Here is a 19,349-nt window from a genome sequence, read left to right as displayed (position 1 = left end):
ATGCCTCACACCGCGGCGCTAGGCTCAAGCCGGAAGGGAGCACCAATGCCTCGAAAGATCGGGACCTGCCTCTGGTTCGAGAACCAGGCGGAAGAAGCGGCTCAGTTCTACACTTCGGTTTTCGATGATTCCAGGATCCTCAACGTTTCGCGCTTCGGTGAGGGAGGACCAGGCGCTGCGGGCGAGGCAATCGCCGTCGACTTTGAACTGGAAGGACGGGGGTTCACCGCCCTGAATGGTGCCCGGGGATCCACCTTCACTGAGGCGGTCTCGTTCGTGGTGGACTGTGAGGACCAGTCCACCGTGGACCGGTATTGGGCGGCTTTGACCGACGGCGGCTCGGAGAGCCAGTGCGGCTGGCTGAAGGACCGTTTCGGCTTGTCCTGGCAGATCGTCCCCACTGTCCTCCCGTCCTTGATCGCGGGTCCCGACCCCCACGGGTCCCAGCGGGCCATGCAGGCGATGTTGGGGATGCGCAAGCTGGACATCGCCGAACTCCAGAGGGCGTACCACGGGTGACGCTGCCGGGAAACGCCCAGTAGTCTCTGGGGGACCTGTGTTGCCGAAATATCCGCTGCTGGAGGGCGCCGTGAACAAGCCACTGGCCATCTGTTGCCTCGTTGGCGCTGCTCTTGGAATCACCCTTGGGCTCGCGGTATTTGACAGTCCCTTCCTCGGTTTTGCGCTGGGACTCGGCGTCGGTGCAGTGGTGGGCGCAGGGATCGGATCAAAGCGCTAGATTGCATCCGGGCTGCCCCGCTTCGGATAGGGGACTCTCCCTTTGAAAGTTTGGGAACAGCACCATTGACAGGACCCACCGTCCTGAGGATCCTCATTCGTACCATCCACCACAAGTTTTTCTGAACCGAAATCAGGTTCCCATGGGCGACGACGGCTATGGAGAATTGAAACTGGAACTGCTCGGGTCCTGGCGTCTCTGGCGGGACGGTGCAGTCGTGCATGTTGCAACGCGCCAGCAGCGGCTCATCGCGGCGCTGGCCATCAAGGGTCCACTCCTTCGTACCTACCTCGTTGGCTTGTTGTGGCCCGAGTATCCGGATTCCAAGGCGTTGGAGAGCCTGCGGGTCAGTGTTCATTTGATTTCACGCCAAGTGCCCGGCCTGATCGTCAATGAAGGCCGGATGCTGTACCTCAGCGACGACGTGGATGTCGACCTAAGGCGGGTCCGGCTCCAGGCCAGGTCCCTGGGCGCTGCGGCGCTGCAGACCAACCGTGCGGCTTTGCTGGACGGGTTACGGGATGCGCAACTGCTTCCCGGCTGGTACGAGGACTGGATCATGGTTGAACAGAGCCGGCTGCAGCAGGACCGGTTGCGGGCCTACGTAGCCATTGCCGCACATTCGCTTGCCTTGGGCGACACCGCGACGGCGGAGGCAGCCGCTGAGGCGGCGGTGGAGATCGAGCCGCTCTATGAGAGTGCCGTCCAGCTCCTTATCCAGGCTGAACTGCAGGACGGCAACCCTGCCGCCGCGCTCAGGGCTTACGAGCGGTACCGGAAACAGCTTGGGGATGACATGGGGCTGCTGCCTTCGGAATCAGTCAGTGCGCTCCTCGCCGGAGCCCTTGAGCGCCGGCCGGGTTTGCGGACGGAACGGTCAGTTCCGCCCCGTCACCCCTGGCTGAGCGGCCAGCCAGCGCTTGACCACGCTTAGGACCTCAGCTGGATCGGCTGTGGCCACGGTCCTTTGGGAACTGCTGGGAGTCTGCCCGTAGGTTATCCGCGCGCGGAATTCCTGTGGGTGGCCGGGCTCGTGCCAGGTTCGGATGACCATAAAGCCGGCGGAGGGGAGCTCCGGCTCTGGTTCCTGGTCACCCGCAGCCTCTCCCCAATGATGGTCTTGCATCATTGCAGTCACCCCTCCCCGTCCTGGCACGATACTTGCGGGAAGGTTCAGGCTTCTACGCCGCCAATCCCCTTGGCTGCCCAAGGCGCCCTCCGTTGACATTGGAGGCCTTCCTCTTGGTCCCTTTGATCTTGCTGGAGGAAAATCAGGAGTTGGCTCGCGTTTCCGAAATATTGACGCAAGATTGCTCACCCCAGCCCAGTACACCCGGGGCGCCGTTACCGCTGCGTTACCGTCGCCGGGCAGGCAGGCCAACCAGGGAGCGGGAGGCAGTAACGCTGCAGTAACGCCCGCGGTGTTCGAATCGGCGAAGACTTGGACGCTCCAGCGGGCTCCACACAGTCGTGAACAACTGCACAAGGAGGGACAACCATGGGGTTCCCTGGTGACGACGGCCGGCTGCCGGTGATCTACGTCAGAGGTTTCGCAGGGACGGGGGCGGCGGTCAATAGCGCCGTCGATGACCCCTTCTACGGCTTCAGCCAGGGCTCTGTCCACGTCAGGGCCGACAGCAACGGCCGGGCGAAGTTCCACCAGTTCGAATCTCCGATGCTGCGGCTGGTGAGCGACCATAAGTACGAGGTTCCTGTCCACGGGGACCAATGGGCCTTCCTCAACAGCGCGGACGCCGGCTCGGTGAGCCCGGCGTCGGTCTGGATCCACCGCTTTTACGATGTATCAGCAGACACCTTTGGCGCGGACGCGGAGGACTTCTCCTTTGAACAGGCGGCACGTGACCTGTTCAAGTTGATCAAGCTTGTGTTGGAGAAAACCGGCGCGCCAAAGGTCTTCCTGGTGGCCCATTCCATGGGCGGGCTGATCTGCCGCTCGCTGCTGCAACGCGTCATCCCCGAAAGCCTGGCCGGGCAAGACGGCACAGTAGACCCCGCCGCGGGGGCCGGGTTTGTCGCCAGGGTTTTCACCTACGCGACGCCGCACGGTGGAATCCGTTTCGCCATCGGATTTGGCCTGCTCGAGAAAATTCGCGACGCCACCGGCCTCCAGGGGGCGGACATCTTTGGCCCTGACCGAATGTACGAATACCTCACTCCGCCGGCCTCCAGGCGGACACGGACACGTGACCAATTCGTCGCAACCGAGATGCCCGGGGACGGGTTCCCGGTAGAAGAACTGTTCTGCCTCGTCGGCTCCAACCCTGAAGACTACGACGTGGCCATGGGTCTGTCATCCAAAGCGGTGGGAGCCCGCAGTGACGGGCTGGTCCAGATCGACAACGCGGCAGTCCGCGGTGCGCCGCTGGCCGTTGTGCACCGCAGTCACAGCGGACGGTACGGAATCGTCAACTCGGAGGAGGGCTACCAGAACCTCCAACGCTTCCTTTTCGGTGATCTCAAGGTCGAAGTGGAGCTGGTCGGCTTCACGGTCGGCAGGGAGGCCCCCGCCGACGTCGAATTCCAGCTTGACGTCGCGCTGGCCATCAGGGGACTGCCGGTCATGGTCCACGAGCAAAGCGCGGCCCACTTCTGTCCGGTGCAGATTGAGCATTGGCGGGAAGGGGACCCCATCGATTCTCCGGTTCCGCTGCTGACGACCTTCCTGTCCTCCAAGGCACCACGGCCCCGTGTCGGGGGCAGGGTAGTACCCCGGCTCCGTCACGCGCTCCGCCTTCGGCTGATGTCCATCAGGGAAAAGGAGGGGCACTTCTTCTTCGATGACCACCTGGAACAGACCGAGGACTGGCAGGATACCTTGGTGGTTGACATTGAACCTCCCGGGAAAAACCGGCCGCTGCCGAGGGCCTGGGCCGCGTGGAACAGCCTGATCCCGACGGCCCTCAGGGACTGGGAGCCGGGGGACAGGGACCAACTGAAGGACACGGACACCACCGTTCACCGCTGGAGCGGACGGATAAGCGTCCCGGAGGCCGCCCGGGACCTGCTGGGACGAAACGCAGGCATCAACCTCACCGTGACCCCGAGAGCTCTCACGTTCTAAGGCTGATCGTTTCCGGACGCGGGGGAGGGGCACAGTCCCAGGACACCTGGGAATGCTTTCGCCGCCGTGGCTGGACATTGTTCGATTTGTGACTATTCACGGTCGCTTGCGACGCGCCGGTCTCCATGGTCTGCCGCGGCCGCTCTAGACTGGACCCAGGAGATTAACCTCTCAGCATTGGCACGAAGTTTTTCCCCTGAATGCCGGTCGATATCGTCCAGGAGCTCCTCAAGCGTGGGGGACATTCCCTCTTCAGCGCGGAGAACGGCTTCGGCTCGCATGAAGTGCAGGTCCCAGCCCGCCCCGCGGACCATTCCCAGGTCCTTGTTTCGCAAGGACTCCAGAAGCTTGGGACGTTCAAGAAGATTAGCCAGAAGCGGTAGGGCATCCGTTGTGAGCCTGAGCACCATATCCCGGGCGACGGTCGCTGCATCCGCTTCGTTCCGGACCGTCCACCACTCGTCCGTGTTTGCCGGGGATCCTGTGGGATGGATCCGGTCGCGATAGAGCCCCGATGCCTCGTCTGGGGTTTTCGGCACTTCTTGGTCCAAGAGATGGGAAGTCCAAGCGATCCATGGCTGTGGAACGAGAGAAATGTTGATGACGCAGCGCAGTTCCTCGGAAGTGCTCCACGCTGACGACTGGACGTTCACGATTGCCCAGTCCCCATGTCCGTTGATGCGTCTCCACGTCTTTCCGGAGCCGTTGAAACCCGCATCCCGGACTGCGGGACCAACGAACTCGTTCAATGCCACTTTTAGCGCATTTTGAGCATTCAAGGTTCTCCAAGCGTAGAAAAGCAGTGTTAATGCCCCGGTTGGACGCGCTGGGCTTTGTTCATGTCTTCCAACCATCATGCACGCACTGATCTCCATGTCGATCACAGCCGGCGCTGGACGGCATGGAAGGACGCAGCAGAGGCGACATCGAATTCTTCTACTTTACATAATGTAGATTATCGGCGTTTGCTGCAGTGTCCGGAAGCGAGGGTGCACCACCATGGGAATCCCGCGCCCGCTGGATAACTGCGCAGGTCACCGCCCCGGCCCACCGTTGCCTTAATCCAAGGGCTCGCTAAGAATGAACAAATGACGGTCTACGTGCGTTCACTTGAAACTGCAGTTCCGAAAACGATGCTGATCCAGTCAGAGGCCCGGGATGTCTTTGCGGCGCAGCCGGGTTTGTCCAGGCTTGGTTCCCGGCTGGTGAACACCTGCTTCGATTCAGCTGCGATCGACACACGCTTTACCGCTGTCGAGGAACTCACCAACGAGTTCCGCGCGGACGATCCGCAGTTCTATGACCCTGCCACCGGCCTCCTGCTGAATCCCAGCACCAAAGTCCGCAACGAGATCTTCGGCCGCGAGGCCACCAAGCTTTTTGTGGAAGCTGCCCGCTCCGCCGTCGACGCCTGCCCGGAACTCAATCTACTTGACATAACTCACCTGGTGACAGTCTCCTGCACGGGATTCTTCAACCCGGGGCCGGACTACAAGATCGTGCGCGAGCTCGGCCTGGATCCGGCGGTCCAGCGCTACCACCTCGGATTCATGGGCTGCTATGCGGCCTTTCCCGCCCTGCGCGCAGCAAAGCTGTTCTGCGAAGCCGACCCCAACGCCGTCGTGCTGGTGGTCTGTGCAGAACTATGCTCGCTGCACGTCCGCACGTCCAACGACCCGGACACCATCATGGGGTCAGCCCTTTTCGCCGATGGTGCGGCAGCCGCCGTCGTCACTGCCCGGCAAGGCACCGAAGAACATGCACTGATGCGGCTGGACCACTTCGAAACTGTCCTCACCCCCGTTGGCGAGGACGCCATGGCCTGGAACATAGGCGACCACGGATTCGAGATGGTCCTGGGAAACTACGTCCCGCACATCATCGACGACCACATCGTCGGGGCGCTGGACCCCCTCCTGGCACGGGAACCGGAATTGGCCGCACTCCCCTACTCCTCCATCCGCCACTGGGCCATCCACCCGGGCGGCCGCAGCATCCTTGACAAAGTCGAGTCCAGGCTCGGCCTGACGCAGGAACAGCTGGTTCCAGCCCGTGAAGTCCTCCGCAATTACGGCAACATGAGCAGCGCAACCGTCCTCTTCGTCATCAAGCACATCCTCGAACAGGACCCGGAACCGGGCGACGAGCGGATCTGCTCCATGGCCTTCGGCCCCGGGCTCACCGTGGAAACAGCGGTTTTCACCAAGCTGCGGCAGGCGCGCACCGCCAGGCCAGCGCGCACCTCGCCGGCGGAACAGGCACCGGAGCGGCTGCCCGCGGAAGCGCCGGTGGCCTGATCCCCGTGGATCTCCTGCTGCGGCAGCGCGCCGTCGGGGCGATCGAAACCATGGACCTGCCTGACTGCGACCCGCAGGCCCTGGACAACACCTACCGCCAGTTCGCGGTCGTAAACCGTGTGCTGTCCGGATGGCGCCGGCTGTATGTGCGGGAGCTGCGTCCATTCCTGGCCGGCAGCTCCGGCCCGGGCACGCTCCTGGACATCGGCTCAGGCGGAGGCGATCTCCCCGCCTTGCTGGCGCACTGGGCCACCCGCGACCACCTGGTCCTGCACATCACCGGCATCGATCCCGACCCCCGCGCCGCCGCCTTCGCCGGGCGCCGGGCCGCAGTGCCGGGACTCAGTTTCCGGCAGGCACACAGCGCCGACCTTGTCAGCGAGGGCAGGCAGTACGACTTCGTGATTTCCAACCATGTCCTGCACCACCTCGATGCGGGGCAGCTGCAGGAACTGCTGGCGCACTCGCGGGTGCTGGCCCGCAAAGCCGTGCTCCACAACGATCTTCGCCGCAGCCCGGTAGCCTATGCCCTTTTCAGTGCCGCCGCCCTACCTTTCCGCCACTCCTTCATCCGCGCGGACGGGCTCACGTCCATCCGGCGGAGCTATACGCGCCCGGAGCTCGCGGCGATCGCTCCCCCCGGCTGGGTGGTCAGGCCCGGCAGCGCCTTCCACCAGGTCCTCGCCTTTTCTAAGGGCTGACATGGCAACGGACGTGGTCATCGTCGGCGGCGGGCCCGTGGGCCTCTACCTGGCGGCGTCGCTGCTCCAGGACGGCATGTCCGTGCGCGTCCTCGAGCAGCGGACCGAACGCAATATCCACAGCCGCGCCATCGGGATCCACCCGCCCGCCCTCGAAGCGCTGGAACGGGTGCACCTGGCCGGTGCCATGGTCCGGGAGGGCGTCCCGATCCATGCGGGCATGGCCCTCAGCGGCGGCAGGACAGTGGGCACCATGTCCTTCGCAGGCGTGTCGGAGGACTTTCCGTTCGTGCTGGCCCTCCCCCAGTACCGCACGGAACAGCTCCTGGAGGAACGCGTCCATACCCTCGACAGCCGGGCAATCGTTAGGGGCGTACGCGTCACGGGAGTGACCGACGACGGCGATACAGGCGCCGTCGTCGTCGAATGTTCCGGGGGCGAAAGGGCAGGCGGCAGCCGCTTTGATGCCTCGCTGGTCATTGCCGCCGACGGCGCCAGGTCGGTGCTGCGTGATGCGCTCGGCATACCTGTCCGCACCAGGGCCTATCCGGACCATTACCTGATGGGCGACTTCGCCGACTCCGGAACCCATGGGCAGCTGGCCGTCCTTTTCCTCGAACCGGAGGGGATCGTCGAGTCCTTCCCGCTGCCGGGCGCCCTCCGGCGCTGGGTGGTGCGGCTCAGCCAGCCAGCAGGAACAGCCGACGCCGGCCGGCTGGCAGGGCTGGTGCAGCGGCGGACGGGGATCCTGCCGGACGTCCGGACGAACACCATGCTGAGCGGCTTCAGCGTCCGTTCCACCCTTGCCCGGCGCACCGTCGCGGGGCGGGTGGTACTGGTGGGAGACGCCGCACACGAAATCAGCCCAATCGGCGGCCAAGGTATGAACCTTGGCTGGCTGGACGCCCAGGCCCTTGCTCCCCTGGTCCGGGAGGCCGCAGCGGGAAAGCGCGTGGACGGGCGGCTGAAGGAATTCGACGCTGCCCGCCGGCGCGCCGCCGCGATTGCCAGGCGCCAGTCGGAGGTCAACATGCTGCTGGGACGCCCCCTGCCGGTGCCGCTCCTGAAGGTCCGCAACCTTGCCATCGGCGGCGTCGCGTCAGTGCCGGCCATAAACCAGTGGACGGCGCGGCGCTTCACCATGCAGTAGGCCGGGGACGCCCGGACGGAGGGCGCGGGGCGAGTTACCGAAAGTAGCAGTCGTAGCTGTCCTGGCTCACGATCTTTCCGTCAGCGACCTCAAAAACCGACGACGTCCTGGCCCGGATGGTCTCCCCCCGGTCCCAGTAGGGGAGGTCCATCTGGACCGTCGCGGACCAGTCTGCCTCCACGGCCACCCTGCCGCCTTCACAGGTGGTCCGCCGAATGCTGAACTTCTGCCCGGACACCACCTCGGAGCTTCGTTCCGCGCCGGCAAGGACCGAAGCGAGCGAACGGGTGGAGCCTGCCGGCGCCAGCAGGTGCGGTGCCTCCACCAGCACGAAGTCGTCCGCCAGGTAGGGCCTGACCTCAGCGGCGCCTCCGCCTGCTTCCAGAACCCGGATGAATCCGAGGACGCGGTCCAGCGGAGAGGTGCTCAGGGAGGGGTCTTCAGCCATGGAAACGACACTAACCCACCGTGCCCGGCAGGGTGGCGCCCGGCCAGTAGGCTTTCTGCATGAGCCCCATCCCGCCTGAGACCACCCTCAGCGATGAACAGATCCGGGAAACCGTGGAACGGATCCTCTCAGCAGGCACCCTCCCGCCTATCGTGCAGGCCGGCCACCCCGCCCTTCGGCAGCGCGCCGCCGCCTTTGACGGCCAGCTCTCCCCAGACCAGCTGGACCGCCTTATTGCCCTCATGCGGCAGGTCATGCACGAGGCCCCCGGTGTGGGACTGGCAGCGCCGCAGCTCGGCATCCCCCTCCAGATCGCCGTTGTGGAGGACCAGTACGACGTCGATCCGGAGGCCGCTGCGCTGCGCAAGCGCAGCCCCCTGGAGTTCCTGGCGCTCCTGAACCCCCGGTACACCCCGCTGGGAACGGAGTATGCCTCCTTTTACGAGGGTTGCCTCTCCTTGAACGGCCTCCAGGCAGTCGTGGCCCGGCCCCAGAACGTCCTGCTGGACTTCCAGGCGCCGGACGGCTCGCCGGCGCAGCGGGAATTCGCAGGCTGGCAGGCCCGCATTGTGCAGCACGAAACCGACCACCTGAACGGTGTGCTGTACGTGGACCGGGCGCAGCTGCGCTCGCTCAGCAGCAACGCGGAATACGCCGCCCACTGGGCGGAGCCCGGGATCGGCAAGGCCAGGGCAGGGCTCGGGTTCGATACCGGCCCGGTCAGCGCCGCCGGATCCTAGGCGGACCCAGCCGGGGCGACGGGCTGCCGCGGCGGGCACGATCCAGTACAGCAACCGGGCAGGCGGCCAGGCGGGCCGCCCTAAGATGGTGGCTATGCCCGCTCCCAACCTGCCCTTGCTGTGCCCCGTGTGCTTCCAGCCGCTGGAGCTGGCGGGACCGCACCCCTCCGGCCAAAGCCGTCTCGTCTGCGGCTCGTCCCACAGCTTTGATGCCGCCAGGCAGGGGTACTTCAACCTGCTGGTGGGAAAAGGCACCGCGTTCGAGGCCGACACCGCCGAGATGGTGGAAGCCCGCTTCAACTTCCTGGGGCAGGGGCACTACCTGCCGCTGGCGCAGGCGGTGGCAGCCGCCGTCGTCCCTACCCTTCCAGGGGAACACGCCGTCGTCCTTGACTCCGGAACCGGAACCGGACATTACCTGCGCGTCCTGCTCGACGCAGCGGTGGCCGACGGCCGGGAGGTGGCAGCCCTTGGCCTGGACATCTCCAAGTTCGCCCTGCGGCGAGCCGCCCGGCTCAACGCGGAGGCGGTGAACGTCGCCTGGGACATCTGGCAGCCGCTGCCCGTGAAGGACAACTCAGTCGACGCCATCACCGTTATTTTCGCGCCCAGGAACGCAGCGGAGTTCGCCCGCGTCCTGCGGCCAACAGGCCGGCTGACGGTGGTCACGCCCCGGCCCGGCCACCTCGCCTCCATCGCGGACGTGACCGGCATGCTCAGTATTGAAGAAGGCAAGGAGAGCCGGCTGGCCGGGGCAATGGAAGCGCACTTCACGGTCGAGACAGCCCGGGACGTCGACTTCCCCCTGGCGCTCACCCGCCGGGAGGCGGCCGACCTTGCGTTCATGGGCCCGGCGGGGCATCACAGCGGCCGAACCGCCATCGCCGCAAGGCTGGAGGGCCAGCCGGAGCCCGTTGTCTCGGAAGCCCGGTTCCGCCTGACAGTCTTCCGCCCCGCCAAAGCCCCCATCCAATAACGGATTGGCCACTATCTACTGCAACTGCCTGCGGCCCACCCATGCCACGGCTGCCCGCACTAGGATGGAAGGACAGTTGCTGGTGGGTCCGCGGTAGCGGCTCCCCGTAGCGAAGGGGGAGCACGTTGTTCGAATGGTTGGGCGAGAACTGGTGGGCACTGTGGCTCACCGCTTTCCTCGCTTTTGCAGTGATCGAGATGATCACCCTTGACCTGTTTTTCATCATGCTCGGCGGAGGAACCCTCGCCGCCCTCGTGGCTGACTTCGCCGGCGCGGACCTCTGGCTGCAAATCGTGGTTTTCTGCGTCGTCTCCCTGCTCATGATCGCCTTCGTCCGGCCGGTGGCCCTGTCGCATCTGAAGAAGGGCCCGTCCGAACAGCGGACCAATGTTGACCGCCTGATCGGCGAACACGCCATTGTCATGGAACCCGTCTCCTCCGACGGCGGCCTGGTCAAAATCGGCGGGGACATCTGGAGTGCCCGCTCAGCCGCGGGAGTCCTTCCTGCCGGGCAAAAAGTAGTGGTGGCCGCCATCGACGGTGCCACCGCCGTGGTTTCGGCAGCGTCGGAATCAGACACCAGGCCTTGATACTGCCTGATCAATTGGGGAAGAAGGAAATGTATGGATAACGCAGGAGGAGCCGCCCTCGCCATTGTGCTGGTGGTCCTAATCGTGTTTGTGATCATCGTCCTGGTCCGGGCCATCCGGATCATTCCACAGGCACGGGCAGGTGTTGTTGAACGGCTGGGCAAATACCAGCGGACGCTCAATCCGGGACTGACCATCCTGATTCCGTTCGTGGACCGGCTCCTGCCGCTGCTGGACCTGCGCGAGCAGGTGGTCTCTTTCCCGCCGCAGCCTGTCATCACTGAGGACAACCTGGTGGTCTCGATCGATACCGTGGTGTATTTCCAAGTCACGGACCCGCGCGCCGCCACGTATGAGATCGCCAACTACATCCAGGCCGTGGAGCAGCTCACCACCACCACCCTGCGCAACGTGGTGGGCGGGCTGAACCTGGAGGAGGCGCTCACCTCCCGGGACCAGATCAACGGACAGCTCCGCGGCGTCCTGGACGAGGCCACCGGCCGCTGGGGCATCCGTGTTTCGCGAGTGGAACTGAAGGCCATCGATCCGCCCCACTCCATCCAGGACTCGATGGAAAAGCAGATGCGTGCCGAACGCGACCGCCGGGCCGCGATCCTGACCGCCGAAGGAACCAAGCAGTCCGCCATCCTGACCGCCGAGGGCCAGCGGCAGGCGGCCATCCTCAAGGCGGAAGGCGACGCCAAGGCCGCCATCCTCCGCGCCGATGGGGAGGCGCAGGCCATCCAAAAGGTCTTTGACGCCATCCACCGCGGAAATCCCGACCAGAAACTCTTGGCGTACCAGTACCTGCAGACCCTGCCAAAGCTGGCAGAAGGCTCCTCCAACAAGCTGTGGATCATTCCCAGCGAAGTCGGCGAGGCACTCAAGGGAATCGGCAACGCCCTCGGCGGAACCAGCCCCGAGTCCACGGGAGGCCTGTTCGACGAGGTTGGCGCCAAGCCGTCGGAGCCCTAAGGCCCAGCACCGCGAGTGCCGGCTGACCGTCGTTGCCGGTTCCGAGGAGGGGTCCGTGCAGCCACGGGCCCTCTTTTGGCTGTTCCGGCCCCGCGCCGGTATAATTGTGTATTTGTCCGGCTGGAGCAGATCCGCTGGAACAACAAAGCTTCGCGATGCGTTGAATCTAAAGATGCAGCACAGAGCACACAGTAGTCCGGCAGTGCTTGTCACCGCCGGCTGGCGCGGTGTTGTACACCGCGAACCGACCAGAGGGAGAAATCATGAGCGATCGCAGCCTGCGGGGCATGCGCCTTGGCGCGCAGAGCATGGAGACCGAGTCCGGAGTCGAGCCGGCTCCGCGCCAGCGTGTCGAGTACCGGTGCGAAGACGGCGAGCAGGTCTTCGTTACGTTCTCCTCGGAAGCGGAAATCCCCCCGGTCTGGGTTTCGAAGACCGGCAAGGAAGCCCTCCTGGTTGATGGCGAACGTCCCGATACCAGCAACGACAAAGCGGTCCGTACGCACTGGGACATGCTCCTGGAACGCCGCTCGCTCCCCGAGCTGGAGCAGATCCTCGAAGACCGGCTGACTATCCTGCGCGAACGCCGCGGAGAACGGCGCTCCGCCTAACGGACTCCAGCCCAAGGCCTTAACTCGAAGGGGCCTGTCCCTGCACTGAACTGCTCCCCGGAAGTTGGACTGAGAAATTCAGTTCCGACTCCCGGGGAGCAGTTTTATGCGTGCGTCTAGTTCGTTATCGGAGGATCAGCGCGAGGTCGTTGTAACGTGGTTTGAGAAGGGCGTTGCCGATACGGCGACGGCCAACTTGCTGGGCGTCGCCCGCTCGCCGGTCCGTCGTCTTTATCTGCGGTGGAAGATCCATGGCCGGGGAGCGTTGATGACTAAGCCGACAAAACGCGCATACTCGTTTGAATTCAAGCTCGGTCTGGTCAAACGCTTCGCTGCAGGCGAGACTGCGCAAGATCTCGCTTCAGAAGCTGGCCTGTCATCACCCAAACTTCTGGAAACGTGGGCTCGCGCATATCGCCGGGAGGGGGCGGACGCCCTGCGCCCGAAAGCAAAAGGCCGACCCAGTAAGACCGGCGGCCCGCCACCAGTGGAGCTATCGGAACTGGAACGACTCCGGCGGGAAAACGAGCGTTTGCGGGCCGAGGTGGCTTACCTGGGAAAATTGCGGGCCTTGAGGGCGCAGGAACGACGGTGAAGGTTCAAGCCCTCATCGCTCTCAAGGCTGACTTTTCCCTCTCGGCACTGCTTCAGGTCACAGGTCTTGCCAGGTCCACATTCTTCTACCATCAGGCCCGTCTCCAAGCTCCCGACCCCATGGAGGCGATTAAGGCCAAGGTCATCGACATTTTCGAGAAGAACCATGGCCGGTACGGGCACAGGCGGATCCATGCAGAGCTGGTCAAGCAAGGATGGACGATCGCCAAGAAGACCGTGCTGAAACTCATGCATGCGATGCGTCTCGTCTGCAAAGTCCGGCGAAAGAAGCGTTACAGCTCCTACAAGGGTGACCAGGGGAAGGTTGCCCCGAACATACTCAATCGGAAGTTTGAGGCCGATGGCCCCAACAGGAAATGGGTGACAGATGTAACCGAGTTTCGGGTCGGGGACCGGAAACTTTACCTCTCACCGGTCATGGACCTTTTCGACCGACAAATCATTTCCCACACCATCAGCTCGTCCCCGAACCTGGAGCTCACCAACACTTCGCTGCGCGAGGCCCTCAGCAGACTCGATCATGGCCAGCAGCCGCTGGTGCATTCGGACCAAGGCTTTCAGTACCAGCACGCTTCCTGGCGAACTCTCCTGAAGAGCGCCGGCGCCATCCAATCGATGTCCCGCAAAGCCAACTGCTACGACAACGCCGTAATGGAGAACTTCTTCGGACACCTCAAAGAAGAGCTATTCCACCGTGTCCGGTTCCTCAACACCGACGCACTCACCACGGCACTGCACGAGTACATCCGCTGGTACAACAACGACCGGATCTCAACAAAGCTCAAGGGCCTGAGCCCGGTGCAATACCGTGCTCAGGCCCTTGCGGCTTAGGCTCTTACTTAGCCAGTCCAGCTTTCGGGGACCAGTTCACACTCGGTGCAGGGACAGGCCCCTTCCTGTTAATCCAGTTTCTTCAGCACCGTGTCCAGCGGTTACGGCTGCTGCGCAGCTGCTTTCCTGCGGGTCAGGGTGTTCCAGCGGGCCTGCAGGCCCCATTTGGTGACGTTGACCATGGCTTCGAGCACGATGTTGCCGCTCATCTTGGAGGCACCGAGTTCCCGCTCCACGAAAGTAATGGGACGTTCCTCGATGCGGAGGCCCATGCGCGCCACGCGGAAGGCGAGGTCCACCTGGAAGCCGTAGCCGACCGAGTCCACCTGGTCCAGGTTCAGCTTTTCCAGGGTTGTCCTGCGGAACGCACGGTAACCGCCCGTGACGTCCTTGATCTTCAAACCCAGCATGAGCCGGGCGTAGGTGCTTCCCACCCTCGAAATGGCCTGGCGGTAGAGGGGCCAGTTGACCACGCTGCCGCCGGGAACCCACCGGGAGCCCATGGCCAGGTCGGCGCCCTGCTCGACGGCTTCCAGGAGCTGGGGAAGCTGCTCTGGCTGGTGGGAACCGTCAGCGTCCATTTCAACCAGGACGTCATAGCCTGCGTCCAGCCCCCACCGGAAGCCGGCAATGTACGCGGCGCCCAGGCCCTCCTTGCCCTTGCGGTGCAGGACGTGCACCTGGCTGTCCTCGGCAGCGAAACGGTCCGCGAGCTGGCCGGTGCCGTCAGGGCTGTTGTCATCCACCACCAAAACGTCGGACGCCGGGACCGCCGCGCGAAGCCGCTGGAGGGTCTTGGGCAGCGATTCCAGCTCGTTGTAGGTGGGAATGATCGTGAGGACGCGCACAAAGGGCCTTTCCTGGGGGAAACGGTCAGAGCGCCGGCCGCAATGAGAGCTCCGGCAGGCGCAACTACCAATTATAGTGTGGCGGGCGCCTGGTCAAGACCGGAGGGCGGGACTAGCGAAAAGTTCGACGCCGTTCCGGACCGTTTGCAGGCACACCGGGTCAGTGCCGGTGTCCAGGGCAGGCAGCAGCGGTGTCCGGGCCCTTGGATCGGTGCTCCAGGACTGGACGCGGCCGTCCGCCACCTGGACCATCAGTTCCTCGACCTCCCACACAGCGAAGCTCGCGGGAGCCCCCGGCACTAGCTGTCCTGCCATGGGGTCCGAATGCTTAGCTGCCCGCCAGCCGGCCCTGGTGTGGCCCAGGAATGCGGCGCGGGCTGAGATCCGCTCGTCCTGGTTGTTGTGCTCCAGGCAGGCGCGGACGCTGGACCATGGCCGCAACGGGGTCACGGGGCTGTCGCTGCCGAAGCACACCGGAACCCCGGCTGCGAAGAGCGTGGCAAACGGGTTCATGGACCGGCTCCGCTCCCCCAGCCTTTGCTCGTACAGCCCGCCGGGACCGCCCCAGGCAGCGTCGAACGCCGGCTGCGCGCTGACGGTTACCGCATAGCGGGCCAGGGTCCCGACGGCGGCTGCATCAACCATTTCCACGTGTTCAAAGCGGTGGCCGGCAGCGCGCACGCGCTGCTCACCCACCTCACGGGCAGCCAACTCAAGGGCGGCCAGCGCAGTATCCAGCCCGGCATCGCCGATAACATGGAACCCGCCCTGGACCCCTGCAAGCGAGCAGGCGGCGAGGTGTGCGGCAGCTTCATCAACCGTCAGGTACAGGCTCCCCTGCTCGACGGGAGCGTCCGTGTATGCGGACCTCAGGCCAGCCGTCCGTGACCCGATGGAGCCGTCGATGTTGAGGTCGCCGGCCAGTCCCCGTACGCCAAAGCCGAACTGGCCGACGAGCCGGCGCGCATGCTCTTCGGAGGTGGCCAGCTCCCCCCAGTAGGGCAGGACTTCAGGGACTCCGGCGCTTTCCGGGCTGCTGTTGTTCCATTCGGCTGCAAGCCGCAGGTCCTCTGCGCCGCCGATGTGCGGTGCGCCCATTTCTGCCACTGCCACATAGCCGTTCGCTGCCGCTTCGGACAACGCGCGGCCCTGGTGCCGCCGCAGTTCGTCCTGCGGCAGCCGGCGCGTAGCCTGGCGGACAGCCGTGTGCGCCTCCCTGCGGACCGTCGCGCCGCCGTCGAACCCGTCCAGTTCCCGGACGCCCGACGCGCTGGCCAGGGACCCGGACACCAGGGCTGAGTGCACGTCCACCCGGGAGAGGTACACGAGGCGCCCGGCGGAAGCCCGTTCCAGTTCCTCGGCTGTGGGCAGGGCCCCGTCCACCCAGGTGGTTTCGTCCCAGCCGTGGCCCAGGACAGGACCGTTGCCGGGGACGCCGGCCACGGCGTCCAGCAGTTCCTTGGCCGAACGGACTCCGGCCAGCTGCAGTGACTCCAGCGCGATGCCGGTCTCCGTCAGGTGGATGTGGGAGTCCACAAAGCCCGGCGCCACCAGGGCGCCCCGGAGATCGATGACCTCCATGGAACTGTCCACGATGGATGAGGCAGCCTGTTCCGACCCCACCCAGGCGACCGTGCCGCCGTCCACCACCATGGCCGTGGCGAACGGGTCCGCGGCGGTGTAGACGGACCCGTTCCGGTAGAGGACGGTCTTCGTTCGGGTAGCGGGCAGCGGTTCGGGGTGGGACATGCGGGGCAGTGCTCCTGGGGTTGGTATGGGCCGGCGGGTGGCCGGCGAAGCTTGTCAGAGTACGGAGGAATAGGCCACAACGCCGCGGCGGATCAGTGAGATGGCTTCGGCGCAGAGCCGGGCAAGGCGGGGATCCAGGCCTGGAATCTTGGCGAGCTGGTCCAGGAGGTCGATAACCTGCTTGACCCAGCGGACAAAGTCACCGGCCGCCAGGTCCGTGCCGCTCAGGACGTCCTGCAGGTGGCGGCCACGGGCCCACTTGTAGACAGGCCAGACGAGGCCCAGTTCGGGTTCTCCGGTCAGCGGAAGCTTGTTCTCCTCCTCCACGTCTTCCAGGGCAGACCATTCGCGGATGACAATGTCCACCGAGGTCTCCAGGGAGATGCTGGGCATCCGGGGCCGGAGCCCCCGGTCCTCCCGTTTGGCCTGGTACACCAGCACGCTGGCCAGGGCCGCTACCTCCACGGCGTCCAGGTCGTCGAAGGCGCCCAGGCGCAGGGACTGGGAAATGAGGAGGTCCTTCTCCCCGTAGATCCGCCGCAGCCGCTGGCCGTCGGGACTGATGCCCAGCCGGCCGTCGGCAGCCGGCTCCAGGTACCCATACGCGGTCAGGACGTCGCAGACGCGGTCGAAGGTCTTGGCGATGGTGTTGGTGCGGCCCTGGATCTGGCGCACCAGCCCGTCCGTTTCCCGCCGCAGCTTCCACCAGCGTTCGGACCAGCGTGCATGGTCTTCCCGCTCGCTGCAGCCGTGGCACGGGTGGGCCCGGAGGGCGCGGCGGAGGTCGGCGATGCGCTTTTCCTGGTTGGGCAGCGCCGTTGCGAGGCCGAAGTCGTTGTTCCGGTTATTGCCCGGGGCAGGCGGCCGGTTCTCGCGGAGCGCATTCCGGGCCGAGGAGGCAAGGTCGCGGCGGGATTTGGGCACCTTGGCGTTAAAGGACTTCGGAATGCGGATGCGGGTCACGGGCGCAATGGGGCCCTCAAGATCGTCGGTTCCAATTCTCCGCAGCTGGTTGTCCAGCGTCAGGACGGCGGGCCGCGGCTCGCGGCTGCTGTGGTCCGAACTGAGCACGATGGCCGGACCGGGCGCCCTGCCGCCGGGAACGTCTACCACGTCCCCCGGCAGCAGGCGGGCGAGGGAATCGTCGCTGAGCGATTTCCGGGCGCGGGACTTGGTGCGCGAGCCGGCGTTTTCGGCGTCGGAGAGTTCCCTCCGCAGCCGGGCGTACTCGGTGAAATCGCCCAGATGGCACGTCATTGATTTGGCATATCCGGCCAGCGATTCCTCCCGGCTGCGCACCTGCTTGGCCAGGCCGACCACGGAACGGTCAGCCTGGAACTGGGCGAAGGAGGATTCAAGGATTTCGCGCGCCCTGGCACGGCCGAACTGGGCCAGAAGGTTGATGCTCATGTTGTACGTGGGCCGGAAGCTTGAGTTCAGGGGGTAGGTGCGCCGGGACGCCAGGCCAGCGACCGCCGTCGGGTCCGTTCCTGGCTGCCACAGCACCACGGCATGGCCTTCGACATCGATGCCGCGGCGGCCTGCGCGGCCGGTCAGCTGCGTGTACTCCCCTGCGGTGATGTCCACGTGGGCTTCACCATTGAACTTGTCCAGCTTCTCCAGCACCACCGAGCGGGCAGGCATGTTGACGCCCAGGGCCAGGGTCTCCGTGGCGAAAACGGCTTTGACCAGGCCGTCGGCAAAGAGCTTCTCCACCACTTCCTTGAACGTGGGCAGCATCCCGGCGTGGTGGGCGGCAAAGCCTCGGATCAGGCCGTCACGCCAGGTCCAGAAGCCCAGGATGTCGAGGTCGTCCGGCGGGATATCCTGGCCCGCTTCGTCCACGCGCTGGGCAATGATCCGCTGCTCCTTCTCCGTGGTCAGCCACAGCCCCGAGCCCACGCACTGGGCCACGGCGGCGTCGCAGCCGGCCCTGGAAAAGATGAAGGTGATGGCCGGCAACAGGTCCATGCGGTCAAGGCTTGCGATGACCTGCGGGCGGCTGGCGGGGCGGACTCCCCGCTCGTCGCTGCCCCGGCCGGGCCGTTCGTTGCCGCGCCGGCCGCGTTGGCCGCGCCCGGCCGGTCCGCCCTGGCGGCTCCGGAAGCTCTGCTGGCTCTCGCTGCGCGCCACGGTAAGGAGGTCCGGATTGACGTCGAAGCCGCGCCCCCTGGCACTGTCCCCGGACGAGACCGGCTGCGTCTCCCCGTCGTCCACGGGCGGGGCAATTTCGTCAAAGGTGACCTCGCCTGCGAACAGGTCCATGATCTGGCGGCCAACCATCACGTGCTGCCAGAGGGGTACCGGACGGTGCTCGGAGACGATGATGTCGGTATCACCGCGGACAGTATCCAGCCAGGCTCCAAACTCCTCGGCGTTCGAGACGGTGGCGCTGAGTGAGACCACCTGAACCTCGCTGGGCAGGTGGATGATCACTTCCTCCCAGACGGCACCGCGGAACCTGTCGGCAAGGTAGTGCACCTCGTCCATCACCACGTAGCCAAGATCGTCCAGCGTTGCCGAATCCGCGTACAGCATGTTCCGCAGGACTTCTGTGGTCATCACGACGACGGGGGCGTCGCCATTGATGCTGGTGTCGCCCGTGAGCAGGCCAACGTTTTGGGCGCCGTATTTTTCCGAGAGTTCGGTGAACTTCTGGTTGCTGAGGGCTTTGATGGGGGTGGTGTAGAACGCCTTCAGGCCCCGCTGCAGCGCCAGGTAGATGGCGAATTCACCGACGATGGTCTTGCCGGCACCGGTGGGTGCCGCCACCAGCACTCCCCTGCCCTCCTGGAGGGAGCGGCATGACTGCCGCTGGAAGTCGTCCAGTTCGAAGTCGAGGGTGCGGACGAAGGCTCCGAGGTAGGTCGCCGCTTCGGCCCTGCGCTCGGCGCTGGCACGGTACCGCTCGGCGGGAGAGAGCTCTTCAGGCTCGCTGGGCCCGGCAGGGAACGGTCCAATGGACGAAGGCCCGGTGTTGGAGGACATACCCCAAGC

General features: G+C 65.2%; 16 protein-coding genes and 1 pseudogene. 12 read left to right on the top strand and 5 right to left on the bottom strand.

What is annotated here, in order from left to right:
• Positions 1–45: 45 nt before the first annotated feature.
• The 3 genes from KTR40_RS09440 (at position 46) to KTR40_RS09430 (ending at position 3,821) form a co-directional block, all read left to right on the top strand.
• Positions 46–519, top strand: coding sequence for a VOC family protein (locus KTR40_RS09440; protein ID WP_139029211.1), 474 nt, complete (start codon positions 46–48; stop codon positions 517–519).
• Positions 520–956: 437 nt separating this feature from the next.
• Positions 957–1,673 (top strand): BTAD domain-containing putative transcriptional regulator, encoded by a 717-nt coding sequence (locus KTR40_RS09435; RefSeq protein WP_228403483.1) that lies wholly within the window; start codon positions 957–959, stop codon positions 1,671–1,673.
• Between the two features lie 564 nt (positions 1,674–2,237).
• Positions 2,238–3,821: a triacylglycerol lipase gene (locus KTR40_RS09430; RefSeq protein WP_139029209.1), complete on the top strand. Its 1,584-nt coding sequence runs from the start codon at positions 2,238–2,240 to the stop codon at positions 3,819–3,821.
• A gap of 92 nt (positions 3,822–3,913) precedes the next feature.
• Here the strand turns inward: KTR40_RS09430 and KTR40_RS09425 are convergent, their stop codons facing one another.
• Complete coding sequence (locus tag KTR40_RS09425) at positions 3,914–4,576, bottom strand: DUF4304 domain-containing protein (protein WP_171058988.1); 663 nt, start codon at positions 4,574–4,576, stop codon at positions 3,914–3,916.
• Between the two features lie 333 nt (positions 4,577–4,909).
• On the opposite strand from KTR40_RS09425, the gene KTR40_RS09420 reads away from it, so the two are divergent.
• The 3 genes from KTR40_RS09420 to KTR40_RS09410 are packed head-to-tail and all read left to right on the top strand — an operon-like array spanning position 4,910 to position 7,969.
• Positions 4,910–6,118, top strand: coding sequence for a type III polyketide synthase (locus tag KTR40_RS09420; protein ID WP_228403482.1), 1,209 nt, complete (start codon positions 4,910–4,912; stop codon positions 6,116–6,118).
• 50 nt (positions 6,119–6,168) lie between these two features.
• Positions 6,169–6,819 (top strand): methyltransferase domain-containing protein, encoded by a 651-nt coding sequence (locus KTR40_RS09415; protein WP_255708892.1) that lies wholly within the window; start codon positions 6,169–6,171, stop codon positions 6,817–6,819.
• A 1-nt stretch (position 6,820) separates the two neighbouring features.
• Complete coding sequence (locus KTR40_RS09410; protein ID WP_139029205.1) at positions 6,821–7,969, top strand: NAD(P)/FAD-dependent oxidoreductase; 1,149 nt, start codon at positions 6,821–6,823, stop codon at positions 7,967–7,969.
• 34 nt (positions 7,970–8,003) lie between these two features.
• Here the strand turns inward: KTR40_RS09410 and KTR40_RS09405 are convergent, their stop codons facing one another.
• Positions 8,004–8,417, bottom strand: coding sequence for a nuclear transport factor 2 family protein (locus tag KTR40_RS09405; RefSeq protein WP_139029204.1), 414 nt, complete (start codon positions 8,415–8,417; stop codon positions 8,004–8,006).
• A gap of 59 nt (positions 8,418–8,476) precedes the next feature.
• On the opposite strand from KTR40_RS09405, the gene KTR40_RS09400 reads away from it, so the two are divergent.
• The 6 genes and pseudogenes from KTR40_RS09400 to KTR40_RS09370 all read left to right on the top strand — a co-directional run bounded on the left by KTR40_RS09400 (position 8,477) and on the right by KTR40_RS09370 (position 13,755).
• On the top strand, positions 8,477–9,157 hold the full coding sequence (locus KTR40_RS09400) for a peptide deformylase (protein ID WP_139029203.1): 681 nt from the start codon (positions 8,477–8,479) through the stop codon (positions 9,155–9,157).
• Between the two features lie 94 nt (positions 9,158–9,251).
• Positions 9,252–10,133: a putative RNA methyltransferase gene (locus KTR40_RS09395; protein WP_228403480.1), complete on the top strand. Its 882-nt coding sequence runs from the start codon at positions 9,252–9,254 to the stop codon at positions 10,131–10,133.
• Between the two features lie 125 nt (positions 10,134–10,258).
• Positions 10,259–10,723, top strand: coding sequence for an NfeD family protein (locus KTR40_RS09390; protein WP_139029201.1), 465 nt, complete (start codon positions 10,259–10,261; stop codon positions 10,721–10,723).
• A gap of 33 nt (positions 10,724–10,756) precedes the next feature.
• Positions 10,757–11,698, top strand: a complete 942-nt coding sequence (locus KTR40_RS09385) for an SPFH domain-containing protein (protein WP_228405995.1) — start codon at positions 10,757–10,759, stop codon at positions 11,696–11,698.
• 263 nt (positions 11,699–11,961) lie between these two features.
• Entirely contained in the window at positions 11,962–12,309 is a 348-nt protein-coding gene (locus KTR40_RS09380) for an RNA polymerase-binding protein RbpA (RefSeq protein ID WP_013600997.1), read from the top strand.
• A 161-nt stretch (positions 12,310–12,470) separates the two neighbouring features.
• Positions 12,471–13,755: pseudogene (locus KTR40_RS09370) on the top strand (IS3 family transposase).
• Between the two features lie 101 nt (positions 13,756–13,856).
• Here KTR40_RS09370 and KTR40_RS09365 read toward each other — a convergent pair.
• The 3 genes from KTR40_RS09365 to KTR40_RS09355 form a co-directional block, all read right to left on the bottom strand.
• A complete protein-coding gene (locus KTR40_RS09365) occupies positions 13,857–14,603 on the bottom strand; it encodes a polyprenol monophosphomannose synthase (protein WP_228405993.1) in 747 nt (248 codons plus the stop codon).
• Between the two features lie 93 nt (positions 14,604–14,696).
• Positions 14,697–16,352, bottom strand: coding sequence for an amidohydrolase (locus tag KTR40_RS09360; RefSeq protein ID WP_228405991.1), 1,656 nt, complete (start codon positions 16,350–16,352; stop codon positions 14,697–14,699).
• Positions 16,353–16,406: 54 nt separating this feature from the next.
• On the bottom strand, positions 16,407–19,340 hold the full coding sequence (locus KTR40_RS09355; protein ID WP_139029192.1) for an RNA helicase: 2,934 nt from the start codon (positions 19,338–19,340) through the stop codon (positions 16,407–16,409).
• Positions 19,341–19,349: the final 9 nt, after the last annotated feature.

It is taken from the genome of Pseudarthrobacter sp. L1SW, from assembly GCF_020809045.1.
Taxonomy (GTDB): Bacteria; Actinomycetota; Actinomycetes; order Actinomycetales; family Micrococcaceae; genus Arthrobacter.
The sequence above is the reverse complement of the archived record's forward strand: the minus strand, read 5'-3'. Positions and strand labels throughout refer to the sequence as shown.